The 24,513-nt window shown below is 63.8% G+C and carries 24 protein-coding genes; 4 read left to right on the top strand and 20 right to left on the bottom strand.

The annotated features are described in order from the left end of the window. Window positions 1–60 precede the first annotated feature (60 nt). A complete protein-coding gene (locus M2267_RS22255; protein WP_429117184.1) occupies window positions 61–984 on the bottom strand; it encodes a GNAT family N-acetyltransferase in 924 nt (307 codons plus the stop codon). A gap of 135 nt (window positions 985–1,119) precedes the next feature. Here M2267_RS22255 and M2267_RS22250 point away from each other — a divergent pair, with 135 nt between their 5' ends. Next, entirely contained in the window at window positions 1,120–2,055 is a 936-nt protein-coding gene (locus tag M2267_RS22250) for a tyrosine recombinase XerC (RefSeq protein ID WP_429117182.1), read from the top strand. Window positions 2,056–2,154: 99 nt separating this feature from the next. Beyond that, entirely contained in the window at window positions 2,155–3,240 is a 1,086-nt protein-coding gene (locus M2267_RS22245; protein ID WP_429117181.1) for a TraB/GumN family protein, read from the top strand. A 43-nt stretch (window positions 3,241–3,283) separates the two neighbouring features. Here M2267_RS22245 and M2267_RS22240 read toward each other — a convergent pair whose 3' ends face one another. Continuing rightward, on the bottom strand, window positions 3,284–4,522 hold the full coding sequence (locus M2267_RS22240; protein ID WP_429117178.1) for an MFS transporter: 1,239 nt from the start codon (window positions 4,520–4,522) through the stop codon (window positions 3,284–3,286). Window positions 4,523–4,643: 121 nt separating this feature from the next. Here M2267_RS22240 and M2267_RS22235 point away from each other — a divergent pair, with 121 nt between their 5' ends. Beyond that, window positions 4,644–5,240, top strand: a complete 597-nt coding sequence (locus M2267_RS22235) for a TetR/AcrR family transcriptional regulator (protein ID WP_429117175.1) — start codon at window positions 4,644–4,646, stop codon at window positions 5,238–5,240. Here M2267_RS22235 and M2267_RS22230 read toward each other — a convergent pair. Then, on the bottom strand, window positions 5,237–5,707 hold the full coding sequence (locus M2267_RS22230; RefSeq protein WP_043613936.1) for a DUF2867 domain-containing protein: 471 nt from the start codon (window positions 5,705–5,707) through the stop codon (window positions 5,237–5,239). The genes M2267_RS22235 and M2267_RS22230 overlap by 4 nt on opposite strands. 203 nt (window positions 5,708–5,910) lie before the next feature. Here M2267_RS22230 and M2267_RS22225 point away from each other — a divergent pair, with 203 nt between their 5' ends. Continuing rightward, window positions 5,911–6,405 carry an acyl-CoA thioesterase gene (locus tag M2267_RS22225; RefSeq protein WP_034802542.1) on the top strand — a complete coding sequence of 165 codons (495 nt, stop codon included), beginning with the start codon at window positions 5,911–5,913 and terminating at the stop codon, window positions 6,403–6,405. 151 nt (window positions 6,406–6,556) lie between these two features. Here the strand turns inward: M2267_RS22225 and lpdA are convergent, their stop codons facing one another. The 17 genes from lpdA to sdhC form a co-directional block, all read right to left on the bottom strand. Next, window positions 6,557–7,963, bottom strand: a complete 1,407-nt coding sequence (lpdA, locus tag M2267_RS22220; protein ID WP_429117171.1) for a dihydrolipoyl dehydrogenase — start codon at window positions 7,961–7,963, stop codon at window positions 6,557–6,559. A gap of 24 nt (window positions 7,964–7,987) precedes the next feature. Then, a complete protein-coding gene (locus M2267_RS22215; protein WP_429117168.1) occupies window positions 7,988–8,740 on the bottom strand; it encodes an SDR family oxidoreductase in 753 nt (250 codons plus the stop codon). After that, window positions 8,737–9,237 (bottom strand): hypothetical protein, encoded by a 501-nt coding sequence (locus tag M2267_RS22210; protein ID WP_043613943.1) that lies wholly within the window; start codon window positions 9,235–9,237, stop codon window positions 8,737–8,739. The genes M2267_RS22215 and M2267_RS22210 overlap by 4 nt, the downstream gene beginning before the upstream one ends. A 2-nt stretch (window positions 9,238–9,239) precedes the next feature. Further along, entirely contained in the window at window positions 9,240–9,881 is a 642-nt protein-coding gene (locus M2267_RS22205; protein WP_429117166.1) for a LysE family translocator, read from the bottom strand. After that, complete coding sequence (locus M2267_RS22200) at window positions 9,878–10,303, bottom strand: VOC family protein (RefSeq protein WP_429117165.1); 426 nt, start codon at window positions 10,301–10,303, stop codon at window positions 9,878–9,880. Before M2267_RS22200 ends, M2267_RS22205 begins: the two co-directional genes overlap by 4 nt. Before the next feature lie 31 nt (window positions 10,304–10,334). Then, window positions 10,335–10,751 (bottom strand): MAPEG family protein, encoded by a 417-nt coding sequence (locus M2267_RS22195; protein WP_429117163.1) that lies wholly within the window; start codon window positions 10,749–10,751, stop codon window positions 10,335–10,337. A 149-nt stretch (window positions 10,752–10,900) separates the two neighbouring features. Then, on the bottom strand, window positions 10,901–12,142 hold the full coding sequence (odhB, locus tag M2267_RS22190; RefSeq protein WP_429117161.1) for a 2-oxoglutarate dehydrogenase complex dihydrolipoyllysine-residue succinyltransferase: 1,242 nt from the start codon (window positions 12,140–12,142) through the stop codon (window positions 10,901–10,903). 56 nt (window positions 12,143–12,198) lie between these two features. Continuing rightward, the gene (locus M2267_RS22185) at window positions 12,199–15,195 is read right to left on the bottom strand and encodes a 2-oxoglutarate dehydrogenase E1 component (RefSeq protein ID WP_429117159.1); all 2,997 of its coding nucleotides are present in this window, start codon (window positions 15,193–15,195) and stop codon (window positions 12,199–12,201) included. Window positions 15,196–15,442: 247 nt separating this feature from the next. Beyond that, entirely contained in the window at window positions 15,443–16,345 is a 903-nt protein-coding gene (gene sucD / locus M2267_RS22180) for a succinate--CoA ligase subunit alpha (RefSeq protein ID WP_058321727.1), read from the bottom strand. A 15-nt stretch (window positions 16,346–16,360) separates the two neighbouring features. Beyond that, window positions 16,361–17,554: an ADP-forming succinate--CoA ligase subunit beta gene (gene sucC, locus M2267_RS22175; protein WP_043613962.1), complete on the bottom strand. Its 1,194-nt coding sequence runs from the start codon at window positions 17,552–17,554 to the stop codon at window positions 16,361–16,363. Window positions 17,555–17,667: 113 nt separating this feature from the next. After that, window positions 17,668–18,633 (bottom strand): malate dehydrogenase, encoded by a 966-nt coding sequence (gene mdh, locus M2267_RS22170; RefSeq protein ID WP_034802565.1) that lies wholly within the window; start codon window positions 18,631–18,633, stop codon window positions 17,668–17,670. Window positions 18,634–18,817: 184 nt separating this feature from the next. Continuing rightward, window positions 18,818–19,972, bottom strand: coding sequence for a cell division protein ZapE (gene zapE, locus M2267_RS22165; protein ID WP_043613964.1), 1,155 nt, complete (start codon window positions 19,970–19,972; stop codon window positions 18,818–18,820). 59 nt (window positions 19,973–20,031) lie between these two features. Further along, a complete protein-coding gene (locus tag M2267_RS22160) occupies window positions 20,032–20,577 on the bottom strand; it encodes a protease inhibitor Inh/omp19 family protein (protein WP_043613967.1) in 546 nt (181 codons plus the stop codon). 300 nt (window positions 20,578–20,877) lie between these two features. Further along, window positions 20,878–21,657 carry a succinate dehydrogenase iron-sulfur subunit gene (locus M2267_RS22155; protein WP_034802573.1) on the bottom strand — a complete coding sequence of 260 codons (780 nt, stop codon included), beginning with the start codon at window positions 21,655–21,657 and terminating at the stop codon, window positions 20,878–20,880. A gap of 18 nt (window positions 21,658–21,675) precedes the next feature. Then, the gene (gene sdhA / locus M2267_RS22150; RefSeq protein ID WP_043613970.1) at window positions 21,676–23,517 is read right to left on the bottom strand and encodes a succinate dehydrogenase flavoprotein subunit; all 1,842 of its coding nucleotides are present in this window, start codon (window positions 23,515–23,517) and stop codon (window positions 21,676–21,678) included. 7 nt (window positions 23,518–23,524) lie between these two features. Beyond that, window positions 23,525–23,905, bottom strand: a complete 381-nt coding sequence (gene sdhD / locus M2267_RS22145; RefSeq protein ID WP_043613972.1) for a succinate dehydrogenase, hydrophobic membrane anchor protein — start codon at window positions 23,903–23,905, stop codon at window positions 23,525–23,527. Between the two features lie 17 nt (window positions 23,906–23,922). After that, window positions 23,923–24,315, bottom strand: coding sequence for a succinate dehydrogenase, cytochrome b556 subunit (gene sdhC / locus M2267_RS22140; RefSeq protein ID WP_034802580.1), 393 nt, complete (start codon window positions 24,313–24,315; stop codon window positions 23,923–23,925). Between the last annotated feature and the right edge of the window lie 198 nt (window positions 24,316–24,513).

Below are 24,513 nucleotides of genomic sequence, written 5' to 3'. Positions count from 1 at the left end.
CCTAGCCGATCCGCCGCGCGGGGTGAAGCCCGACGGCGTTTGCGTGGACCACGACGGGCGCTAGAGCGCGGCCGCCGTTTGCAGCCGGGGCTTGAACGCCGCGTCGGCATCCATTGCCAGATCGAACACCGTGTGCCGTTCGAGCGCCTTCGTCACCTCGCCCGCTTCGCCTTCCAGCGCTTCGGGCGGGATCATGTTGCCGATGCGAAAGTCGAAGAGATCGCCCTTCTTGTTCAGCAGCTCGTGGAACACGGTCATGTCGCGCAGTTCGGTCGACCATTTGGCGAACCAGTAGAACAGGCCGGAATTGCGGGCGCTCATATGCACCGGCAGGATCGGCAGGCCGTATTTGCGCGCGAAGCCCACGGCCGACGTCTTCCATGGCCGCTCGTTGAGGCAGCCATCGGCCCAATAGGCGATGCGTCCGGAAGGAAAGAGTACGGTCGCCTTGCCCTCGCCGATCGCCCGGTTGGTCACCTGCAGGGTCTCGCGCGCCTTCAGCTTGCTCTTGTGTTCCTCACGCCATTCGACCGGTATGACCATTTCGACGAAACGCGGATTGACGCGGATCGCGTCACGATTGGCGAAGAACATCATGTCCGGCCGCCGGCTCTTCAAGAGATCGAAGACGGCAATGCCGTCGGCGATGCCGGTCGGGTGATTGCTGACGAGCAGGAAGCCACCCTTGGCAGGAATGCGCTCGGCCCGGTCGACCCGCACCTCCAGCGAGAGCAGCGAACTCAGATGCTCGAAGGCCTGGAAACCCGGCATGTTGGCGACCGCATCGGCGAACTCGTGCGCCTTGCGATAATTCAGCAGCGTATAGAGAATAGGCCGCATCAGCGGCCAGAGCGGGCTCTTGACGATCCGCTGACCGCGTTCGGCAATCAGGGTGTCGACGATGTGGCCAGGCTGCCCCTGGGAGACCAGGGCGATCACTTCAGCAAAATGCGCGATTCCGTTCACCGAATCCCGTCCCGCCATAGTCCGATCCGTTTGTTTGCGGCTGACCATCGCAATTCTATATGATCGAAGAATGACAAATTCCAAGGGTGCATTAGCAAAAACCTAAGACGCGTCAGGGCATTGTCGCGGGCGGACCATCAATGGAAAGCGACAATGAACGAGCTCCTCGTCATCGGCCATCCGGAGCTACTTGCCGAGCGTCAGCGCTGGCTCGACGGGCTCATGCGGGAGCGCCGCCTCTCCGACAACACCGTCGAGGCCTATGAGCGCGACACCCGGCAATTCCTGACGTTTCTCACCGGCCATCTCGCCGGGCCGCCGCGACTTTCCGACATCCGTACACTGAGGCCGGCTGACCTGCGCGGCTTCCTCGCCCAGCGTCGCAAGGGCGGCGCCGGCGCCCGCACGCTCGGCCGCGGGCTTGCCGGGCTTCGCTCTTTCCTGCGCTATCTCGAACGCAACGGCCTTGCCAATGCGGCCGGTGCGGCCGCGGTGCGCTCGCCCAAGCAACCTAAATCCCTGCCGAAGCCGCTCACCGATCGTGACGCGCTGACTGTCGTAACGTCGCAGGCGCAGCTTGCCGAGGAGCCCTGGATCGCCGCGCGCAATGCAGCGGTGCTGACCTTGCTCTATGGCTGCGGCCTGCGCATTTCCGAGGCGCTCGGCCTCACGCCGTCGGAATTTTCCGGCGCACCCACGTCGCTGCGCATCGTCGGCAAGGGCGACAAGACCCGGATCGTGCCGCTGATCGGAGCGGCGCGTGAGGCGGTCGCCACCTATTTGAAGCTCTGCCCGTACCAGATCGCCGCCGATGCGCCGCTGTTCCTGGGCGCGCGCGGCGCCAAGCTGCAGCCGGCGATCATCCAGCGTGAAATGCAGAAGCTGCGTGGCGCGCTCGGCCTGCCCGAGACCGCAACGCCGCATGCGTTGCGCCACTCCTTCGCCACGCATCTGCTGGCCGGCGGCGGCGATCTCAGGACCATTCAGGAACTGCTCGGCCATGCCAGCCTGTCGACCACCCAGGTCTATACCGGCGTCGATTCGGCGCGGCTTCTGGAGATCTACGACCGCGCCCACCCGCGCGCCTGATTTTTGGCGAAAGGGCGGATTAACCATGCCCGTTAAGGAAGCCGTGACCGGCCCGGGCCTAGGGTCGGTTATCGACCATGCGACTGTCAGGGAAGAACGATGACCGCCTTTGCGAGACCTCAGCAAAACCTGCCGCGGCACCCGCTTGCACGGCTCGCCGACGGCGCACTTTGGCTGGTCGCCCTGCTGCATGTCCTGCTCGCCGCCTGCCTCATCGTCGCTCTCGTCTTTGTCGCCGAGGCCGATGCTGCAGAGGTGGAATGCGGCGGCACGAACGTTCTGACCGCGCTTGCAAAATCCGATCCGACGAAACTGGCCGCGCTCGAAGCGGAAGCCGCCGCCATCCCGAACAGCAAGGGCATCTTCTGGAAGATCGAGAAGGACGGCGTCGCGCCGTCCTGGCTGCTCGGCACGATGCATGTCACCGATCCGCGCGTGCTGGCCCTGCCGACCGAGGCGCCCGCCGCCTTCGAGGCAGCCTCGACCGTCATCGTCGAATCGGACGAGATCATCGACGAGAAGAAGTCGGCCGCCGCGATCCTGATGCGCCCCGATCTCACCTTGCTTCCGGACAACAAGACGATCGCAGACTTCCTGAAGCCCGGCGACCGCGAACAGCTCGAAACCGGCCTCAAGGCACGCGGCATTCCGTTGCCCCTGGTTTCACGCATGAAGCCCTGGATGATCGCGAGCTTCGTCGCGCTGCCCGCCTGCGAAATGAGCCGCAAGGCCGCGGGCGCCTCCTTCCTCGACAAGAAGATCGCCGAGGATGCCGTCAGTCAGGGCAAGACGCTGAAGGGCCTGGAAACGCTGGTCGAACAGCTCGCCGCCATGGACTCGCTGCCGACCGAACTGCATCTGCGCGCCCTCATCGAGACGCTCGCGCTCGGTAAGACCATCGACGACGTCTTCGCGACGATGACCGATCTCTATCTCTCCGGCGACACCGGCATGATCATGCCGATGATGAAAGCCGTGTCGGACAAGAGCGCCGAGGATTTCGGCTATGCCGACTTCGAGCAGCGCATCATCGTCGACCGCAACAAAACCATGGCGACGCGCGCCCAACCGATCCTGAAGGACGGCGGCGCCTTCATGGCCGTCGGCGCACTGCACCTGCCGGGCAAGGAAGGCCTGGTCGAACTGCTGCGCGGCCAGGGCTTTACGGTCACGCGCGCCAACTGACGGACAGGCCGGCAACGGACGCTGCCGGCACGATACTCTCGCCTCAGCCCTGCGCACCGGCGCGCGAAACGACTTCGGCTGCGCCCGCGGTGGCACCATCGCCCTCGATCCGGGACAGGCTGCGATACCCCCAGAACGCAGCGCCAAGGATCAGGACACCAGCGGCGAGCGCAATGGTGAAGCCGGCAGACACGCCGAAGCGCGCGACCACGCCCCCTGACACCGCGGCACCCGCCGCAACCCCGATCCCGAGGCCCGTGGTCAACCAGGTCAGCCCTTCCGTCAGCTTCGACGGCGGCACGGCGGTTTCGCCGATGCTCAAGGCGACGATCATCGTCGGCGCAAAAAACACGCCCGAAACGAACATCATCGTCGCAAGGCTGCCGATCCCGCCGGCAAAGAGCAGCGGCAATGTGGTAGCGGCCGTCATGCCCGCCCCGATCAGGAACATCTTCGCCAAAGGCAGGCCGATCCTGATCGCACCGAACGCCAGGCCGGCGATGCAGGAACCGAGCGCATAGAGGGAGAGCACGAGGCTCGCTGCCGCCGGTCGCCCTTCGGCCTCGGCAAAGGCGACGCTGACCACGTCGATCGTGCCGACGATCACGCCCATGCCGGCAAGCGCGACGATCAGGACGCGCAGCGCAGGGTAGCGAAGGACCGAACCGGGCGCCATCGTCTCCGCCGGCTTGACCGGTGGCTCGGTGCCCTTCTGCAGGACGAAGGCGGTGACCCCGATAGCGAGGCACGCAGCGGTGGCCAGCGGCCCGGCCTCGGGAAACAGACCGACGCTTAAGCCCACTGCGATGGGCGGGCCGACGATGAAGCAGATCTCGTCGAAAACCGATTCGAGCGAAAAGGCGGTCTTGAGCTCCGGGCGGCCGCGATAGAGCTCGGTCCACCGCGCCCGGGTCATTGCCGACATGCTCGGCGTGCACCCGGCAAGAACTGCAAAGACGAAGAGCGCCCAGTCCGGCGCCCGCCAATGGGTCGAGGCGAGGAGGGCCGACGTGCCGAGCAGGCTGAGCGCGGCGGCAACCGGCAGCACGCGGCTCTGGCCGAAGCGATCGACGAGCCGGGAAACCTGTGGCGCCAGCAGTGCCGAGGCCAGCGTGAAGGCGGCGGCCACACCGCCGGCCAAGCCATAGCTGCCGCGGGACTGGGCGAGCATGGTGATGATGCCGATGCCCATCATCGACAGCGGCAGGCGTGACACCAATCCCGCCAGGGTGAAGCCCACCGTGCCTTTGGCGGCAAAGATCTGTGCGTAGGGATTGGCCATGGAAGCTCCTGCAATGGGTGTTTTAGCGCCGTCGCATTAACATACGCAGCGTATGCAAGTGATATTGACATACGCCACGCATGTCAATTAACATACGCACCGTATGCAAATGGAGTTGCCGATGACAAGGCGCGCGCGCAGCGACATGATCGCGGAAACGAGAGCAAAGCTGATCGCCGCTGCCCGGGAAGCGTTCACCCGAAGCGGCTACGCGCAGACGTCGATGGACGATTTCACCGCCGCCGCCGGGCTCACGCGCGGCGCGCTCTATCATCACTTCGGCGACAAGAAGGGCCTGCTGCGTGCGGTCGTGGAGACCCTGGACGGCGAGATGGATACACGGCTCGACGCAGCCTCCGCGACCCCGGACCCGTGGGACAGTTTCGTGCGCCGTTGCAGGCTCTATCTGGAGATGGCGCTCGAGCCGGAAATCCGACAGATCGTGTTGAAGGATGCCCCGGCCGTACTCGGCGCGAGCGTGCTGGAACCGAGCCGGCGCCAATGCCTCGCGTCGCTTGCCGCCAGGCTTTCGGCGATGATCGCCGCGGGCATCGTGCGTCCGGGAAATGCCGAGACATTGGCGCGGCTGATCAATGGCGCGCTCACCGACGCGGCGCTCTGGATTGCCGAGGCGGACGATCCGGCCCTGCGCCTCACCAGCGCACGCGACAATCTCGACCTGCTTTTGTCCGGGCTGAAAACCGAAGTCCGGGCTTAGGGACCTGCCACCCGCGAAAGAAGTGTCGGCACGATCGCCTTGTGAAACGGCGTAACGGCCATGAGGTAAACCCGTCCGAGCGTGTTGTGCCTGCGCACGAGCGTGGTGACGCCGACGATCTGGTTAACCGCGGATCCCGCCCTGACATCGACGACGATGCGGAAATCGAGATGCTTGTCGTCGAAGCCGAGCACCACTTCGTCATCGCTCTTGGATACGACAGGAAACGCCCCGATCAGCCCCAGGCGGCTGGAGGGCGCCGCCGACTTCAGGCCGACGACCGAGACGATGCGGTTGCGCAGGCCTAGCAGCACGCGGACCCACCGCGGCGACCGGCCAAGCGAACGTTCGGCGGCTTCGGCCGCGGTCACGCCCTTGCCGTCAAGCGCAAGCTCGAAGCGGTCGGCCCAATCGGCATCCGGTAGGTGCCGGCTCGGCAACGATATGGCCACGGCTCTCGGTTTCATCTTTCCTCTTTCCTCCTGACGCGCGCGTCGTCTGTCCTTGCGGACATGATTGCGCCCTCCTTCGTGCCTGGACAGAAGACCGCTTGTCGCAGCCCTCGGGCCAATCGTCACATCCCCTCGTCCAGAGCCCCCACTCCGCCCCTTCACTTCGCTCCGACAAGCTGCATAACTCAGGCGGAACGCTGCAAATCTGGAGATGGACAATGGAAACCAGCTACGACACACGCGAACTCGAAATGGTCGTGCTGATGACGCCGGATATGGCGAACTTCAGCGGCAAGGTCCATGGCGGCGCGCTGCTCAATCTCCTCGATCGCGTCGCCTTCTCATGTGCCTCGCGCTATTCGCAGCAATATGCCGTGACACTCTCGGTCGATCAGGTCACCTTCCGCCAGCCGATCCATGTCGGCGAGCTCGTCACCTTCCGCGCAGCCGTCAACAATGCCGGCCGCACCTCGATGGAAATCGGCATCCGGGTCGAGGCCGAAAACATCCGCAGCGGCGAACGCCGCCACACCAATTCCTGCTATTTTACCATGGTCGCCGTCGATGCCGACGGCAGCCCGACACCGGTTCCGACCCTTGTCACCGACACGGCCGACCGCAAACGCCGGCAGCGCGCTGCCGAGGCACGGCGCAGCCTGAGGCGCGAGTTCGAGGAGCGTTTCCACGCCCTCAGGTCTGCTTCAGAAGAATGATACGGTCGCTTGGCGAACAGGAATGCCGATGGCGACAATGTCAGCGGGCGCTGACGCGACAGAGGTGAGCAATGGCCACAAGGGCCAGCCGGCACGCAGGAAACGCGGCCGGAAACAGGGGGCGGCGTGACCGCAGCCCCCTGCAGGATCCTTACATGTGGATCGGCTTGAAGAAGGTCGACAGCGCCGCTTCCTTGACCGCTTCCGACATGGTCGGGTGCGCATGGCAGGTGCGGCCGAGGTCTTCCGACGAACCGCCGAATTCCATCAGCACGGCAATCTCGTGGATCATCTCGCCGGCGCCGAAGCCGACGATATGGCCGCCGAGTACCTTGTCTGTTTCCTTGTCGGCCAGGATCTTCACGAAACCGTCTGTCACCTGCATCGCCCGCGCGCGGCCATTGGCGGTGAACGGGAACTTGCCGACCTTGTAGGCAACGCCCGCAGCCTTCAGCTCTTCCTCGGTCTTGCCGACGGAGGCGACTTCCGGCTGGGTGTAGACGACCCCGGGGATCACGTCATAGTTCACGTGACCGGCCTGGCCAGCGAGGATCTCGGCAACGGCAACACCTTCGTCTTCCGCCTTGTGGGCGAGCATCGGGCCGCGAACGACGTCGCCGATCGCGTAGACGCCGGCGACGCTCGTCTGGAAGTGATTGTCGATCTCGACGCGGCCGCGCTGGTCCATGACGACGCCCGCTTCCGCAAGGCCAAGACCGTCGGTGTAGGGCTTGCGGCCGGTGGCGATCAGCACCACGTCGGCATCGAGCGTCACGGCGTCACCGCCCTTGACCGGCTCGAAGGTCACCTTGGCGCCCTTGCCGTCCTTGACGACGCCGGTCACCTTGGCGCCGAGCTTGAAGTCCATGCCCTGCTTGGCCAGCATGCGCTGGAACTGCTTGGAGACTTCGCCGTCCATGCCGCCGAGGATCGAATCGAGATACTCGACAACGGTGACCTTGGCGCCGAGACGGGCCCAGACCGAGCCGAGCTCGAGACCGATGACACCGCCGCCGACGACGATCATGTTGGCCGGAACCTTTTCGAGCGCGATGCCGCCGGTGGACGAGATGATGACCTTCTCGTCGATGTCGACCTTGACGCCCGGAATGCCGGCAACGTCGGAGCCGGTGGCGATCACGATGTTCTTGGTTTCGAGGATCTGTTCCTCGCCCTTGTCGTTGGTGACGGAGACCTTGCCCTGGCCGAGCACCTTGCCGGTGCCCTGGATGCCGTCGATCTTGTTCTTCTTGAACAGGAACGAGACGCCGTCGACATTGGCCTTAACGGTCGCATCCTTGTGCGCCATCATCTTTTCGAGGTTCAGCTTCGGCGCTGCGACTTCGACGCCGAGCGTATCGACGCCGTGGGCGACCTGATGGAACACCTCGGAAGCATGCAACAGCGCCTTCGACGGGATGCAGCCGATGTTGAGGCAGGTGCCGCCGTAGGTGGCGCGCTTCTCGACGACGCCAACCTTCAGGCCGAGCTGAGCCGCCTTGATGGCGCAGACATAGCCGCCGGGGCCGCTGCCGATAACGATGAGATCATAAGCCATTAGAATATCCTTCCTTCAGGACGGTTACCGTCCGCCGCTGACATTGAGAATTGCCCCCGTCACATAAGTCGCCTTATCCGACAGGAGGTAGAGAACCGCGTCAGCGACTTCCTCGGCCGTGCCGGGTCGCTGAACGGGAATGGTGGAGGCGAGATCACGCGCCCGGTCCGGCAGGCCGCCAGAGGCGTGGATCTCGGTATCGATGATGCCGGGGCGGATCGCGTTGACGCGGATGCCCTCGGTCGCGACCTCGCGCGCAAGGCCGATTGTGAACGTGTCGATCGCACCTTTCGAGGCGGCATAGTCGACATATTGTCCTGGCGAGCCGAGCGTGGCAGCGACCGAGGAGATGTTGACGATGACGCCGCCGTTGTGCCCGTAACGTGTCGACATCCGCCGGACGGCCTCCGCCGCGCAGCGGATGGAACCGGTGACGTTGATGCGGAACATGCGTTCGAGCCGCTCGGACGACATTTCGTCGACCCGTTCGGTCGGGCCGACAATGCCGGCATTGTTGACGAGACCGTCCAGCCGACCGAAGGCGGCATCGACAGCCGCAAAGATCGCCTGGATATCCGCCTCGGAGCCGACATCGCCCTGAACCGCGATCGCCGTGCCGCCGGCCCGCTCTATCGCGCCGACGACCGCATCGGCCGCATCTCGGTTCGACGCGTAATTGACGGCGACCCGCCAGCCGGCTTTCGCCGCACCAAGGCAGATTGCCGCACCAATGCCGCGGCTGCCGCCGGTCACAAGGAGAACAGGGCCAGCGCTCATGCGGCGCATCCCTTGAAGGTGAAGGCATCCCAGCTGTCGGCTTCAGCCTTGCCCTTGCCCCAGGCAGTCGACGCGCGAAGCGACGGCCCGAAATCGGGAAGCAGCAGTTGCTCGGCCGCCGTCTCGGTCTCCTGCGGGATCTCGCTGATCGCGCCGGCCTTGTCGAGCGCGTAGACGACACCCTGCCACACCGTGCAGGCACGCAGCTCCTCGCCGGTCGCGTCCCCCTCCGGGCAATTGTGCATGATCAGCCCGGTCGCCCGTTCCGGCTCGCCCGCCGGCATCACGACGCCGTCGAGCAGCAGGCCGGGCTTCAGCACCGCCACCTTGAAGTGGTTGCTGGTCGCCGCACTCGCCGATCCGACCGGCTCGAAGCGCAGTTCATAGCCACCGTCGCGGTCGCCGTAGATCGCGTGCGACTGCTTGCAGTCGGCGGCGATCGCCGGCGCAGCAAAGACAAGGCCGAACAGGGCTGAAAGGAGACGACCGGAGCGCATGATCAGACAGCCTTCTCCGTTGCAAGCTTGAGGCCGAGCGCGATGAACACCACGCCGCTGGCGCGGTCGATCCACTTGCTGGCGCGGGTGAAGGCGGCGCGCATGCGCGGCGTCGTCATGAACATGCTGACGCCGACGAACCACGCGATCAGGCAGGTCGCCATGACAAGGCCGTAGCCGAACTTGATCATCATCGGCGTATGGGCGTGAACGACCGTCGAGAAGATCGACAGGAAGAAGAACACCGGCTTGGGGTTGAGCGCGTTGGCGGCAAAGCCGAGGCCGAAGGCCTTGGCCGCCGACTGGTCCTTGGCCGACCCGCTGCCTTCCGTGTGGTCGACCTTGATCTCCGTCTGGCCGGCGCGCAGCGCCTTGATGCCGATATAGATCAGGTAAGCGACACCGCACCATTTGACGATGTTGAACAGATAGATCGACTGCGAAATGATCAGCCCGAGGCCGAGGATCGTGTAGGTCACATGGAACATCAGCGACGTGCCGATGCCGAAGGACGTGATGATCGCCGGGCGGCGGCCATGCACGATCGATTGGCGCATGACCATGGCGAGATCGGCGCCGGGGGAGATGATGGCGAAGGCGAAGATCGCCATCAGCGATGCGAGTTCGAAGAAATACTGGCTCATGGGTTTGCGACCGGTGCGTTGAAGGCCCAGACGTGGCCGAAGGGATCCTTTATGCGCGCGTAGCGTGCGTGCCAGAAGGTATCCTGCGGCTCCAGAACTGTCGATGCCCCGGCGGCCATCGCCCGGTCGTAGGCAACGTCGACATCGGCCGGCTTCGCCAGGTTGATGCTGATCGCAACGCCGGTGCCGCCGATCGTGTTGGGCGACAGCACGCTGCCGCCGAATTCGGGGAACTCGTCGTGCAGCATCACTTCGCCGCCGTGGATCGCCAGATTGGCGTGCATGACGCGCTTGCCGTCCTCGGCCATCGCGTGGAAGGTGTTCACCGCACCGAGCGCCTTCTCGTAAAAAGCGATGGCGGCAAGCCCGTCCTTGACGCAGATATGCGCCTGGATCGGCGGAACGTCGGGTCCGAATGCCATGCCAGTCTCCTCTTGCCTTGTCGCCGGGATGCTATGCCATGAGCCTGACGACCATCAGCACAAGCGCGATGATCGACACGAACCAGACGAGGGTACGCAGGACCGGAACGCCGGCCACGTAGAGGCCGGTGTAAACCACCCGCGCCAGAAGCCAGGTCGCCGCGCCGATGGCGCCAAGACCGCCGGTCTTGCCGGTCACCGCCAGCGCAAGGGCCAGAGCGACGAAGGCCGGATAGGTCTCCAGCATGTTGTGAAGCGAGCGCAGCAGACGACCGGACACCACGCTCTTGGGCGCCCGTTGCTCGTCGCGCGGGCCGAGCAGGTATCTGATCGTGAAATCGCCGGACAGATCGAGCGAAAGTGCCTGCACCAGGATATGCGCGATCAGGAATACCACGCTCCAGCCAAGCACCCAGATTTCAGTCGACGCTGCAGCGGCTTCCATCATCCCTCGCAATCGCAGGAGCGGTTCGGATCGGCATCATCGGCCCCGAGGGCCACCCTCCCCGGCCAGGCCGCAGAGACAGTCTTCGCCGCGCGTGCTTGCACACGGCGATCGGCGGGGGCGCCAAAGAGCCCCCCCGCCGCTTGCGGATATTAGAGATCGAGAACCAGACGTTCCGGATCTTCCAGGCTTTCCTTGACGCGGACGAGGAAGGTCACGGCTTCCTTGCCGTCGACGATGCGGTGATCGTAGGAGAGCGCGAGGTACATCATCGGACGGATGACGACCTGGCCGCCGATGGCGACCGGACGCTCCTGGATCTTGTGCATGCCGAGGATGCCCGACTGCGGTGCGTTGAGGATCGGCGAGGACATCAGCGAGCCGTAGACGCCACCGTTGGAGATGGTGAAGGTGCCGCCCTGCATGTCGGCCATCGACAGTGCGCCGTCACGGGCAGCCTTGCCGAGGCGGCCGATGTCCTTTTCGACCTCGGCGATCGACATCTGGTCGGCATCGCGAACGATCGGAACGACAAGACCCTTGTCCGTGCCGACGGCGACGCCGATGTGGCAGTAGTTCTTGTAGATGATGTCGGTGCCGTCGATCTCGGCGTTGACAGCCGGGATTTCCTTCAGCGCGTGGGTCACGGCCTTGGTGAAGAAGCCCATGAAGCCGAGCTTCACGCCATGCTTCTTTTCAAAGATGTCCTTGTACTTGTTGCGCAGCGACATGACGGCGCTCATGTCCACCTCGTTGTAGGTGGTGAGCATGGCGGCGGTGTTCTGCGCGTCCTTGAGACGACGGGCGATCGTCTGGCGCAGGCGGGTCATCTTGACGCGCTCTTCGCGAACGACGTCTTCCGCCGTCGACGGTGCACGGGCCTGGACCTTGGCCGGCTCGGACGCGGCCGGGGTCGAGATGCCCTTGGCAACGGCAGCAAGCACGTCGCCCTTCAGCACCTGGCCACGCTTGCCGGAGCCGTCGACCTGGTCGGCCGAGAGGTTGTTTTCGGCAAGCAGCTTGCCGGCCGACGGTGCCGGCGGCATCGACGAGGCGGCAGGTGCTGCAACAGCAGCCGGGGCAGCCGGAGCGGCGGCAGCCGGCTCGGCCTTCTTTTCAGCGGCAGCAGCCGGAGCGGCTGCAGCAGCGCCGGCGGCACCAGCAGCGATCTGGCCGAGCAGCGCGCCGAGACCGACGGTCTCGCCGGCCTGCGCGACGATTTCCGACAGCGTGCCTGCGGCCGGCGCCGGAACTTCGATCGTCACCTTGTCGGTTTCGAGTTCGAGCAGGGGTTCATCGGCCTTGATGGCGTCGCCGACCTTCTTGAACCAGGTGCCGACGGTCGCTTCGCTGACGGATTCGCCAAGGGTGGGAACGCGGATTTCTGTTGCCATGATTTTTGTTCCGTTGATCAGATATCTGTTTCTATTGGCTCAGAGCGAGGGGAGCATCAGCCCCCCAGCGCGTCCTCGAGGAAGGCGGCAAGCTGCGCCTGGTGCTTCGACATCAGGCCCGTCGCCGGCGATGCAGCGGCCGGACGGCCGGTGTAGCGCACGCGCTGATACTTGGCGTCGATATGGGCGAGAACCCATTCCAGGTACGGGTCGATGAACGACCAGCCGCCCATGTTCTTCGGCTCTTCCTGGCACCAGACCATCTCCGCGTTGCGGAAGCGGCTGAGCTCGTTGATGAGCGCCTTGGCCGGGAACGGATAGAGCTGTTCGACGCGCAGCAGGTAGATGTCGTCGATGCCACGCTTTTCGCGTTCTTCGAGCAGGTCGTAGTAGACCTTGCCCGAGCAGAGCACGACGCGACGAATCTTGGAATCCTTCTGCAGCTTGATCGGGCCGTCCTTGATCACCTCGGCGTCGTCCCACAGCAGGCGGTGGAACGAGCTCTCGCCGGCCATTTCCGACAGGCTGGAGACCGCACGCTTGTGACGCAGCAACGACTTCGGCGTCATCAGGATCAGCGGCTTGCGGAAGTCGCGCTTCACCTGGCGGCGCAGGATGTGGAAGTAGTTCGCCGGCGTCGTGACGTTGGCGACCTGCATGTTGTCTTCGGCGCAAAGCTGCAGGAAGCGCTCGAGGCGGGCCGACGAGTGCTCCGGACCCTGGCCCTCATAGCCGTGCGGCAGCAGGCAGACGAGACCCGACATGCGCAGCCACTTGCGTTCGCCCGACGAGATGAACTGGTCGAAGACGACCTGCGCACCGTTGGCGAAGTCGCCGAACTGGGCTTCCCAGAGGGTCAGCGCGTTCGGACGGGCCAGCGAGTAGCCGTATTCGAAGCCGAGAACCGCCTCTTCCGAAAGCATCGAGTTGATGACTTCGTAACGCGCCTGGGTCGGCGACAGGTTGGCGAGCGGGATGTAGCGCTCTTCGGACTGCTGATCGTAGAGAACCGAGTGGCGCTGCGAGAAGGTACCGCGTTCGCAGTCCTGGCCCGACAGGCGGATCTTGGTGCCCTCGACGCAGAGCGTGCCGAAAGCGAGCGCTTCAGCCATGGCCCAGTCGACGCCTTCGCCGGTCTGGATCATGTTGGCGCGGTTTTCCATGAAGCGCTGGATCGTGCGGTGCGCGTTGAAGCCTGCCGGGATCTCGGAGATCTTGCGGCCGACTTCCTTCAGCTGCTTCATCGGTACCGAGGTCTTGCCGCGGCGCTGTTCGTCCTGGTTGTCGGCCGAGCGCAGACCAGACCAGGCACCATCGAGCCAGTCGGCCTTGTTCGGCTTGTAGGACTGGCCGGCCTCGAACTCCTGCTCGAGGTGGGCGCGCCAGTCGGCCTTCATCTTTTCGACTTCGCCTTCGGAGATCAGGCCTTCGGCGATCAGTCGGTCCGAATAGAGTTGGACGACCGTCTTGTGGCCGCGGATGACCTTGTACATCTTCGGCTGCGTGAACGCCGGCTCGTCGCCTTCGTTGTGGCCGAAGCGGCGGTAGCAGAACATGTCGATGACGACAGGCTTGTGGAACTTCATCCGGAATTCGGTGGCGATCTTGGCCGCGTAGACGACCGCTTCCGGATCGTCGCCGTTGACGTGGAAGATCGGCGCTTCGATCATCTTGGCGACGTCGGACGGATAGGGCGACGAGCGCGAGAAGGCCGGATTGGTGGTGAAGCCGATCTGGTTGTTGATGATGAAGTGAACCGTACCGGCAACGCGGTGGCCGCGCAGACCGGAAAGGCCGAGGATTTCGGCAATGACGCCCTGGCCGGCAAACGCCGCGTCACCGTGCAGCAGCAGCGGCATGACCTTGGAGCGTTCGCGCAGCGGAATGATGTCGCCTTCGAACACGGTCGCCATCTGGTCCTGCTTGGCGCGGGCCTTGCCCATCACCACAGGGTTGACGATTTCCAGGTGCGACGGGTTCGCCGTCAGCGACAGGTGAACCTTGTTGCCGTCGAATTCGCGGTCCGAGGACGCACCGAGGTGGTACTTCACGTCGCCCGAACCTTCGACGTCGTCAGGTGCGTAGGAGCCGCCCTTGAACTCGTGGAAGATGGCGCGGTGGGGCTTTGCCATGACCTGGGAAAGCACGTTCAGACGGCCGCGGTGAGCCATGCCGAGAACGATTTCCTTGAGGCCTTCCTGGCCGCCACGCTTGATGATCTGCTCGAGCGCCGGGATGAGCGATTCGCCGCCGTCGAGACCAAAGCGCTTGGTGCCCTTGTACTTGACGTCGATGAACTGCTCGAAGCCTTCCGACTCGATCAGCTTCTGCAGGATCGCCTTCTTGCCTTCGGGGGTGAAGTCGACGCCCTTGTCCGGACCTTCGATGCGCTCCTGGATCCAGCCCTTCTCTTCCGGGTTGGACATGTGCATGAACTCGACGCCGATCGTCGAGCAGTAGGTGCGCTCGAGGATTTCCACCATCTCGCGAACGGTCGCGTATTCGAGGCCGAGCACGTTGTCGATGAAGATCTTGCGGTCGAGATCCTTGTCCTCGAAACCGTAGTTCGACGGCGACAGCTCATTGTAGTCCTCAACCGCGGCAGCGAGGCCGAGCGGGTCAAGCTTGGCATGCAGGTGGCCGCGGGCGCGGTAGGCGCGGATCATCATGATGGCGCGGACGGAATCGCGCGTCGCCTGGTGGATGTCGGCGGCGCTGGCAACGGTACCGGCGGCGGCAGCCGTTTCCTCAACCTTCGCCTTGACCTTTTTCTCGATGACCTTTTCGACCGTGCCCCAGTCGCCATCCAGCGCCGAGACCAGTTCGCCATTGGCCGGGATCGGCCAGTTGTTCTTTTTCCAGGAGGCGCCCTTGGCTGCCTTCACCACATCTTCCGGCCGGTCGGCGAGCGCCTTGAAGAAGGCCTGCCATTCGGCCGACACGGACGCCGGGTCCGCCTCGTAGCGTGCATGGAGCTGCTCGATATAGGCGGCGTTGGCGCCGTCCAGAAACGAAGTGAGCTGGAATTGCTCGTTGGCCTCTTGCCTTGTCATGGTCTCACGCGGACTGATCTGTCCGCCTCCTGACTGAAGTTGGGTTGCCGGGTATCCCGGTCGTTCATGTTCGTTCGGCGCGTCCGGGCGCCGGGCCTTTTTCCTACGATGCCGCGCATCCTCGAGGACGCGCCGGGTCACCGTGGCACTTCATTGCCGCGTATCCTGATCTTCAATCAGCCAAGGAAACACGCGGGCTGCAGATTGACCGGGCCGGATCGCTCCGCCCCGGTCAGAAGTCTTGCGATCAGCCCTTGAGGACTTCGACGAGCGTCTTGCCGAGACGAGCCGGCGAAGGCGACACGCGGATGCCTGCCTGCTCCATCGCTGCAATCTTGGATTCCGCATCGCCCTTGCCGCCGGAAACGACAGCGCCGGCGTGACCCATGGTGCGGCCCTTCGGCGCGGTACGGCCCGCGATGAAGCCGGCCATCGGCTTCTTGCGGCCCTTCTTGGCTTCGTCGATGAGGAACTGTGCAGCATCCTCTTCGGCCGAGCCGCCGATTTCGCCGATCATGATGATCGAGGTCGTGGCTTCGTCGGCCAGGAACATCTCGAGCACGTCGATGAACTCGGTGCCCTTGACCGGGTCGCCGCCGATGCCGACAGCCGTCGTCTGGCCGAGGCCCTCGTTGGAGGTCTGGAACACGGCTTCATAGGTCAGTGTGCCGGAGCGCGAGACGATACCGACCGAACCCTTGCGGAAGATCGAGCCCGGCATGATGCCGATCTTGCATTCTTCCGGCGTCAGGATACCGGGGCAGTTCGGGCCGAGCAGGCGCGACTTGGAGCGGTCGAGGCGAGCCTTGACGCGCACCATGTCGGCGACCGGGATGCCTTCGGTGATGCAAGTGATGAACGGGATTTCCGCGTCGATCGCCTCGATGATCGCGTCCGCGGCGCCTGCCGGCGGAACGTAGATCACGGATGCGTCCGCACCGGTCTTCTCACGGCCTTCGGCAACCGAGGCGAAGATCGGCAGGGTTTCGCCCTTGGAACCGGTCCAGGTTTCGCCGCCCTTCTTCGGGTGGATACCGCCGACCATCTGCGTGCCGTAATAGGCAAGCGCCTGTTCGGTATGGAAGGTGCCGGTCTTGCCGGTCAGGCCCTGAACGAGGACCTTGGTGTTCTTGTTAACGAGAATCGACATGAGGTGGTCCTTCAGTTAGCCGTTGATCGCGGCGACGATCTTCTTGGCAGCATCGTCCAGATCGTCGGCGGCGGTGATCGCCAGGCCGGATTCGTTCAGGATCTTCTTGCCAAGCTCGACATTCGTGCCTTCGAGACGAACAACCAGCGGAACCTTGAGGCCGACTTCCTGCACGGCCGCAACGACGCCTTCAGCGATGACATCGCACTTCATGATGCCGCCGAAGATGTTGACGAGGATGCCCTCGACCTTCGGGTCGGCCGTGATGATCTTGAAGGCAGCCGCAACCTTCTCCTTGCCGGCGCCGCCGCCGACGTCGCAGAAGTTCGCCGGCTCCTTGCCGTAGAGCTTGATGATGTCCATCGTCGCCATGGCGAGGCCGGCGCCGTTGACCATGCAGCCGATGTTGCCGTCGAGCGCGACATAGGCGAGATCCCACTTCGAGGCCTCGATTTCCTTGGCGTCTTCTTCGGTTTCGTCGCGCAGCGCCTTGATGTCGTCGTGGCGGAACAGCGCGTTGCCGTCGAACGAAACCTTGGCGTCGAGAACGCGCATGCGGCCATTCTTCATGACGATCAGCGGGTTGATCTCGAGCAGGCTCATGTCCTTCTCGACAAAGGCCCTGTAAAGGATCGGGAAGAGCTTTTCGGCGTCAGCCTTGGCTTCGCCTTCGAGCTTCAGGGCCGCCGTGAGCTTGGAAAGATCAGCGGCAGTGACGCCGGCTTCCGGGTTGATCGCGACGTTGACGATCTTTTCCGGCGTGTCGTGCGCAACAGCCTCGATGTCCATGCCGCCTTCCGTCGAAACGACGAAGGCAACCTGGCCGACCGAGCGGTCGACGAGCAGCGACAGATAGAGTTCGCGTTCGATGTCGGCGCCGTCCTCGATGTAGAGGCGGTTCACCTGCTTGCCGGCCGGGCCGGTCTGGGCGGTGACGAGCGTGTTGCCGAGCATTTCCTTGGCATGAGCCTTGGCTTCGTCGATCGAGAAGGCAAGACGAACGCCGCCCTTGGCGTCGGCGGACAGTTCCTTGAACTTGCCCTTACCGCGGCCGCCGGCATGGATCTGGCTCTTGACCACGTAGAGCGGGCCCGGGAGCGACTTTGCAGCGGCTTCAGCTTCGTCAGCCGAGAAGATCGCGACACCTTCCGCGACCGGTGCGCCGTAGCTCTTCAGGAGAGCCTTGGCCTGGTATTCATGAATGTTCATGGTGTTTTTCCTGTCTGGAGCATTGTGCGGGCAGGTGGGGGCACCTACCCGCACCAATGCGGCAAAAACAAAGAGGCCGAGCGGCGACGGAGCGTCCGCTCAGCGGGACGCGATTACTGCTTCAGGCTCGGCGCAATGCCGATGCAGGCTTCGCAAAGACCGGCGACCGAAGCGACGGACTTGTCGAACGCTTCCTTCTCGGCCTTGTTGAGATCGATTTCGATGATGCGCTCGACGCCGCCGGCACCGATGACGGTCGGAACGCCGACATACATGTCCTTGACGCCGTACTGGCCGGTCAGGTGCGCAGCGCAAGGCAGAACGCGCTTCTTGTCCTTCAGGTAGGCCTCGGCCATTTCGATCGCCGAAGCGGCCGGTGCGTAGTAGGCCGAACCGGTCTTGAGCAGACCGACGATTTCGGCGCCGCCGTCACGGGTGCGCTGGATGATTTCTTCCAGGCGCTCCTTGGTGACCCAACCCATCTGCACGAGGTCGGTCAGCGGAATGCCGGCAACCGTCGAGTAACGGGCGAGCGGTACCATGGTGTCGCCGTGGCCGCCAAGAACGAAGGCGGTGACGTCCTGGACCGAAACGTTGAATTCCTGGGACAGGAACAGGCGGAAGCGCGAGCTGTCGAGAACGCCGGCCATGCCGACGACCTTGTTCTTCGGCAGGCCCGAGAACTTCTGCAGCGCCCACACCATGGCGTCGAGCGGGTTGGTGATGCAGATGACGAAGGCGTTCGGGGCATACTTCTTGATGCCGGCGCCGACCTGCTCCATGACCTTGAGGTTGATGCCGAGCAGGTCGTCGCGGCTCATGCCCGGCTTGCGGGCAACGCCGGCGGTGACGATGCAAACGTCGGCGCCTTCGATGGCGGAGTAGTCGCTGGCACCGGTCAGGTTCACGTCGAAGCCTTCGACCGGGGAGGACTGACCGATGTCGAGACCCTTGCCCTGCGGAATGCCGTCGGCGATGTCGAAGAGGACGATGTCGCCCAGTTCCTTCAGGCCGGCGAGATGTGCCAGCGTACCACCAATCATCCCTGAACCGATAAGTGCGATCTTGTTGCGCGCCATGAAAGTGCTTCCTTTGTGATCCCAAATCTGATCGAGGCCTGGAACGCGGCAAACGCCAAACCTTCGCCGCAAGCCATTAAACGGCAAACGTTAAAATATCAATCGATACTTTTTGGCGAAGTAATTTCAATCGGTTAGATCATAAAATTCTTACGTAAACGTAAGAGTTTTCGCCACGATCACGTCACGAAACAGCAATATTGGCGGGGTGCGCGGCGGCATATTCCTCGCTTTGCATCTCGATCAGCCGCGAAACCGTACGGTCGAATTCGAAGCCTTCCGTGCCCTTCTTCTGGGTCAGCAGATCCTGCGGTTGCGCCGCGGCCGAGGCAAAGAGCCGGGCACCGTTGTCGTAGAGCGTGTCGACCAAGAGGATGAACCGCTTGGTCTCGTTGCGCATGTGCGGACCGAGATGCGGCACATGGTCGACGAAGATCGTCGAATAGCGCTCGAGGATCGCCAGATAGTCCGCAGCCCCAAGCGGTTGCTGGCAGAGGTCGGCGAAATTGAAGCGCGCACTCTTTCCGGACGCGGCCGGCACGGGGATCTTGCGCCCCTTGCGCGGCACCTCCGCCGGAGCGGCCGGTGCATTGGCGGTCTCATGGGCCCAGGCCTTCGCCATCGCCGCATCGGCCTCGGGCCCGAGCGGCGAGAGCCACACCGGGCTGCCATCGGTCTTCGTCAGCCGGTAGTCGGTGTCCGTGTCCAGCGAGATGACCTCGGCATTCGCCTTCAGGAGATCGATGAAGGGCAGGAACAAGCCGCGGTTGAGGCCGTCGCGATAGAGATCGTCGGGCGCGACGTTCGAGGTCGCGACCAGCACGCAGCCCTTGGCGAAGAGTTCGCCGAACAGGCGGCCGAGGATCATCGCATCGGCGATATCGGTTACGGTGAACTCGTCGAAGCAGAGCAGCCGCGCTTCACCGAAGAGTTCCGAGGCGACCGGCGGGATCGGGTCGGCCTGCTTGGTCTCGCCGTTCTTCAGCTTTTGCCGGTGCTTGTAGATGCGCTCGTGCACATCGGCCATGAACTCGTGGAAATGCGCCCGGCGCTTGCGCTGGATCGGCACCGCGTCGAAGAACATGTCCATCAGCATGGTCTTGCCGCGCCCGACACCCCCGTGGATGTAGAGACCCTTGACCGGCGGATGGTCCTTCTTGCGCGAGGCAAACAGCCAGCCGAGCGCATTGGTCTTGCGCGACGGACGGCTGGCGAGCAGCTCGGCGGAGAGGTGATCGAACCGCCGGGCGATCGTAAACTGCGCGGGGTCACGCTTGCGCTCGCCGCTCGCGACGAGCGCTTCGAGCTTGCGGTAAATGCTGTCGTCAGGATTGAGCACGTCTCACCCGAGATGGGACGGAAAACAAAAGCCCGGCACGAGACCGGGCTGGAGAGGCCTCAGCGGCTGAGGCTGACCGGCTGGCCGCCATTGGTCGAGCCGTCGAAACGGGCGTCGGCCGTCTTGTAGAGGCGAGCGATGGCATTGCCGTTGCGATCCTTGAGGACCACCTGCTTGCCGGCCACTTCCCAGGAGCCCATGGTCGTCAGCTCGCCGGCGCAGCCGCGAGTGCCGCCGCGCGAACCGGAACCGAGATTGGTGAGCGTCAGGAACATGTCGCAGGAGCTGCCGGCGCTCGAAACACGCCAGTTGCCGACCATCGATTCCTTGGTGACGTCAAGTCCGCCGCCCGCCGCCGCAGCGACCTGCGTGCCGGGCTGCTGAACCGTACCGGGCATCGCCGTGCCGCTCGTCGGTGCAGCCGGGAATTGTGAGGTGTTTCCGGTCGGCGCCGGAAGCTGGTTCGACGAAACCGACGGAACCGGTGCTGCCTGGATGGGAGCGGGCGAGGCGTCCTGGGAGCTGAAACCGCCCATCGACGTCCGTTGGCATCCGGTCAGCGCAAGCACAACCGCCAGCCCCGCCGCCGCATGAATTACCCGCATATCCCTACTCCTGTTCGTGTCCGCGAACCATGATGCAACGCGATAATATAGGCCGAAATACAGCAAATCCACCTGACAAATCAAGGGACGACGATTCCTGGCGACCTGTTGCAGGATTGAAACGTCCGAACGGCCGGATCGCGCGGCCACGGCCTCGTCAGGTATCCTCACCTCCGACCGGCAACCCACCTCTCCCGCGCCGGCACAATCACGAATTGTCCGCCGCCCTGGAGAGGGGCAAAACAGAAAACGGCGAGCCATGGCCCGCCGTTTCCAAAACTTCATCTCCGGTCCGACCGATCAGACGCGACGCTCGACCAGCATCTTCTTGATCTCGCCGATCGCCTTGGCCGGGTTCAGGCCCTTCGGACAGGCCTGGGCGCAGTTCATGATCGTGTGGCAACGATAGAGGCGGAAGGGATCCTCGAGGTTGTCGAGGCGCTCACCGGTCGCTTCGTCGCGGCTATCGATCAGCCAGCGATAGGCCTGCAGCAGAACCGCCGGACCGAGGTAACGGTCGCCGTTCCACCAATAGCTCGGACAGGAAGTCGAGCAGCAGGCGCACAGAATGCACTCGTAGAGGCCGTCGAGCTTGAGGCGGTCCTCGTGGCTCTGCTTCCATTCCTTGGCCGGCGTCGGCGATACCGTCTTCAGCCAGGGCTCGATCGAGCGGTGCTGGGCGTAGAAGTTGGTGAGGTCGGGAACCAGGTCCTTCACAACCGGCATGTGCGGCAGCGGATAGACCTTCACTGCGCCCTTCACCTCGTCCATGCCCTTGGTGCAGGCGAGCGTGTTGGTGCCGTCGATGTTCATGGCGCAGGAGCCGCAGATGCCTTCGCGGCAGGAGCGGCGCAAGGTCAGCGTCGGGTCGATCTTGTTCTTGATGTAGAGCAGACCGTCGAGCACCATCGGGCCGCAATCGTCAACATCGATATAGAAGGTATCGATGCGCGGATTGGCGCCGTCATCCGGGTTCCAGCGATAGATGCGATATTCGCGAACGTTGGTCGCGCCGGCAGGCTTCGGCCAGACCTTGCCTTCCGTCATCTGCGAGTTCTTGGGGAGAGCGAGTTCAACCATGTGGCTTGTTCCTCAAGATCAATAGACGCGGGCCTTCGGCTCGATCTTCTTGGGATCGATGCCGTCGGCGATCAGGTCGGTATGGACGGGGCGGTAGTCGAGCTTGACGTCGCCGGCCTCGTTGACCCAGGCGAGCGTGTGCTTGCGCCAGTTGACGTCGTCGCGGCCGCCGAGCGGACCCTCGGTGTAGTCCTCGCGGGCGTGCGAACCACGGCTCTCCTTGCGCGCTTCGGCGCCGTAGATCGTCGTGATGGCGTTGGCCATGAGGTTTTCGAGTTCCAGCGTCTCGACGAGGTCCGAGTTCCAGATCATCGAGCGGTCGGTGACCTTGATGTCGGGCATCTCTTTCCAGATCGCCGAAATGCGCTTGCAGCCCGATTCCAGCGATTCCTGGGTACGGAACACGGCCGCGTCTTCCTGCATGGCGCGCTGCATCTTTTCGCGCAGCACTGCCGTCGGCGTCGAGCCGTTGGCGTTACGCAGGCGGTCGAAGCGGTCCATGATCCGGTCGCAGGCGGCCTTGTTGAGTTCCGGCACCGGCTCGTTGCGGTCGATGACCTGGCCGGCGCGGATGGCGGCGGCACGGCCGAAGACCACAAGGTCGATCAGCGAGTTGGAGCCGAGGCGATTGGCGCCGTGCACCGAGGCGCAGCCGGCTTCGCCGACGGCCATCAGGCCGGGCGCGATGCGCTCCGGGTTCTGGGCGTCGGCGTTGAGCACTTCGCCCCAGTAGTTGGTCGGCACGCCGCCCATGTTGTAGTGCACGGTCGGCAGAACCGGGATCGGCTCGCGGGTCACGTCGACACCGGCGAAGATCTTCGCCGATTCCGAGATGCCCGGCAGGCGCTCGTGCAGAACGGCCGGATCGAGGTGATCGAGGTGCAGGAAGATGTGGTCCTTGTTCTTGCCGACGCCGCGGCCTTCGCGGATTTCCATCGTCATGCAGCGCGAGACGACGTCGCGCGAGGCAAGGTCCTTGGCGGACGGCGCGTAGCGCTCCATGAAGCGCTCGCCTTCGGAGTTGACGAGATAGCCGCCTTCGCCGCGTGCGCCTTCGGTGATCAGGCAGCCCGCACCGTAGATGCCGGTCGGGTGGAACTGGACGAACTCCATGTCCTGCAGCGGCAGGCCGGCGCGTGCGATCATGCCGCCGCCGTCACCGGTGCAGGTGTGCGCCGAGGTCGCCGAGAAGTAGGCGCGGCCGTAGCCGCCGGTCGCAAGCACCACCATCTTGGCGGAGAAGCGATGGATCGTACCGTCGTCGAGGTTCCAGGCGACGACGCCGGTGCAGCGGCCGTCATCCGACATGATCAGGTCGAGCGCGAAATACTCGATGAAGAACTCGGCGTTGTTGCGCAGAGACTGACCATAGAGCGTGTGCAGGATGGCGTGGCCGGTACGGTCGGCAGCAGCACAGGTGCGCTGGACCGGCGGACCTTCGCCGTAGTTCTGCATGTGGCCGCCGAACGGCCGCTGGTAGATCTTGCCTTCGGCGTTACGCGAGAACGGCACGCCATAGTGCTCGAGCTCATAGACCGCCTTCGGCGCTTCCATGGCGAGATACTGCATGGCGTCGACGTCGCCGAGCCAGTCGGAGCCCTTGACGGTGTCGTAGAGGTGCCACTGCCAGCTGTCCGGCGTCATGTTCTGCAGCGAGGCGGCAATACCACCCTGGGCGGCAACCGTGTGCGAGCGGGTCGGGAAGACCTTGGTGATGCAGGCGGTCTTCAGACCCTGCTCGGCCATGCCGAGGGTCGCGCGCAAGCCCGCGCCGCCGGCGCCGACGACGACCACGTCGAAGGCGTGGTCGACATATTGATAGGCCTTGCCGTTTGCAGCGGGTGAACTGTTCGATGCCATGGCGAAATTACCCTGCAAAAGCGATCTTCAGGATGGCGAAGAGACAGAGCCCGCCAACCGCGATCGTGAAAAATGTATTGAGCATGAGAAGCACGATCTTCATGCCTTCGCCATGCACGTAGTCTTCGATGATCACCTGCATGCCGAGCCGCATGTGAACGAGACCCGAGAGCACGACGAGCGCCATGACGACGGCGACGAAGGGGTTCGCCAGCGCGGCAAGGACATCCGCGTAAGGGGCGCCTGCGTAGCGAACGAGGAAGATGACGAAGAAGATCAACAGCGGAACGTTGGCGACGGCCGTCAGGCGCTGGCGCCAGAAATGATCCGTGCCTTCCTTGGCCGAGCCAAGACCGCGAACCTTGCCGAGAGGAGTGCGCATATCCATAAGAATTCTCCCCTCAGTCAGCGAACGAGATAGCCGACCACCCAGATCAGCAGCGTCAGCGCCACCGAACCGATGATCGTTGCCTTGGCCATCTTGGTGGCGAAGTGCTTCTCGTAGCCGTAGCCGAGATCCCAGGCGAAGTGGCGCAAGCCACCGAGCATGTGGTGCACCAATGCCCAGGTATAGCCGAACAGCACAAGCTTGCCGATCAGCGTACCGAACAGCCAGCTGACCCAGTCGTAATAGGCAGCGCCCGACGCGGCGGCGATCAGCCACCAGGCAACGAGGATAGTCCCGAAGTAGAGCGCGCCACCAGTGATGCGGTGCACAATGGACATAACCATTGTCGGGATAGGTTTATAGATTTGAAGATGCGGCGAGAGTGGCCGGCTTCTTGTGACATTCGTCATCGGAACCTCACGGAATGCCCGGATTTCCGCCCAAAAAACTGGACGATTTTAGTCCGGTATCGCACCTGATTGTGCGCAATTCAGTCATTCGGACCTTTAATCACCATAAAGCTTAACGACAAGTGTGTTTGCGGTGCAAAATCAATTTAATCGATTAGACGAATTGCGCCATTTTCCTGCCAGCCGGAGACATGGGCC

This window comes from Ensifer sp. KUDG1 (genome assembly GCF_050434285.1).
GTDB lineage: Bacteria > Pseudomonadota > Alphaproteobacteria > Rhizobiales > Rhizobiaceae > Ensifer.
Note: the sequence above shows the minus strand (reverse complement) of the source record. Positions and strands in the feature narration are given on the sequence as shown.

Bases quoted from the DNA above. Each gene is read 5' to 3' on its own strand.
- mdh (WP_034802565.1), bottom strand. From the start codon at position 18,633: ATGGCGCGCAACAAGATCGCACTTATCGGTTCAGGGATGATTGGTGGT.
- M2267_RS22245 (WP_429117181.1), top strand. From the start codon at position 2,155: ATGACCGCCTTTGCGAGACCTCAGCAAAACCTGCCGCGGCACCCGCTT.
- M2267_RS22225 (WP_034802542.1), top strand. From the start codon at position 5,911: ATGGAAACCAGCTACGACACACGCGAACTCGAAATGGTCGTGCTGATG.
- M2267_RS22160 (WP_043613967.1), bottom strand. From the start codon at position 20,577: ATGCGGGTAATTCATGCGGCGGCGGGGCTGGCGGTTGTGCTTGCGCTG.
- sdhA (WP_043613970.1), bottom strand. From the start codon at position 23,517: ATGGCATCGAACAGTTCACCCGCTGCAAACGGCAAGGCCTATCAATAT.
- M2267_RS22185 (WP_429117159.1), bottom strand. From the start codon at position 15,195: ATGACAAGGCAAGAGGCCAACGAGCAATTCCAGCTCACTTCGTTTCTG.
- M2267_RS22215 (WP_429117168.1), bottom strand. From the start codon at position 8,740: ATGAGCGCTGGCCCTGTTCTCCTTGTGACCGGCGGCAGCCGCGGCATT.
- M2267_RS22195 (WP_429117163.1), bottom strand. From the start codon at position 10,751: ATGATGGAAGCCGCTGCAGCGTCGACTGAAATCTGGGTGCTTGGCTGG.
- sucC (WP_043613962.1), bottom strand. From the start codon at position 17,554: ATGAACATTCATGAATACCAGGCCAAGGCTCTCCTGAAGAGCTACGGC.
- M2267_RS22200 (WP_429117165.1), bottom strand. From the start codon at position 10,303: ATGGCATTCGGACCCGACGTTCCGCCGATCCAGGCGCATATCTGCGTC.
- M2267_RS22235 (WP_429117175.1), top strand. From the start codon at position 4,644: ATGACAAGGCGCGCGCGCAGCGACATGATCGCGGAAACGAGAGCAAAG.
- sdhD (WP_043613972.1), bottom strand. From the start codon at position 23,905: ATGGATATGCGCACTCCTCTCGGCAAGGTTCGCGGTCTTGGCTCGGCC.
- M2267_RS22155 (WP_034802573.1), bottom strand. From the start codon at position 21,657: ATGGTTGAACTCGCTCTCCCCAAGAACTCGCAGATGACGGAAGGCAAG.
- sdhC (WP_034802580.1), bottom strand. From the start codon at position 24,315: ATGACGAATGTCACAAGAAGCCGGCCACTCTCGCCGCATCTTCAAATC.
- M2267_RS22240 (WP_429117178.1), bottom strand. From the start codon at position 4,522: ATGGCCAATCCCTACGCACAGATCTTTGCCGCCAAAGGCACGGTGGGC.
- lpdA (WP_429117171.1), bottom strand. From the start codon at position 7,963: ATGGCTTATGATCTCATCGTTATCGGCAGCGGCCCCGGCGGCTATGTC.
- sucD (WP_058321727.1), bottom strand. From the start codon at position 16,345: ATGTCGATTCTCGTTAACAAGAACACCAAGGTCCTCGTTCAGGGCCTG.
- M2267_RS22230 (WP_043613936.1), bottom strand. From the start codon at position 5,707: ATGAAACCGAGAGCCGTGGCCATATCGTTGCCGAGCCGGCACCTACCG.
- M2267_RS22255 (WP_429117184.1), bottom strand. From the start codon at position 984: ATGGCGGGACGGGATTCGGTGAACGGAATCGCGCATTTTGCTGAAGTG.
- M2267_RS22210 (WP_043613943.1), bottom strand. From the start codon at position 9,237: ATGCGCTCCGGTCGTCTCCTTTCAGCCCTGTTCGGCCTTGTCTTTGCT.
- M2267_RS22250 (WP_429117182.1), top strand. From the start codon at position 1,120: ATGAACGAGCTCCTCGTCATCGGCCATCCGGAGCTACTTGCCGAGCGT.
- odhB (WP_429117161.1), bottom strand. From the start codon at position 12,142: ATGGCAACAGAAATCCGCGTTCCCACCCTTGGCGAATCCGTCAGCGAA.
- M2267_RS22205 (WP_429117166.1), bottom strand. From the start codon at position 9,881: ATGAGCCAGTATTTCTTCGAACTCGCATCGCTGATGGCGATCTTCGCC.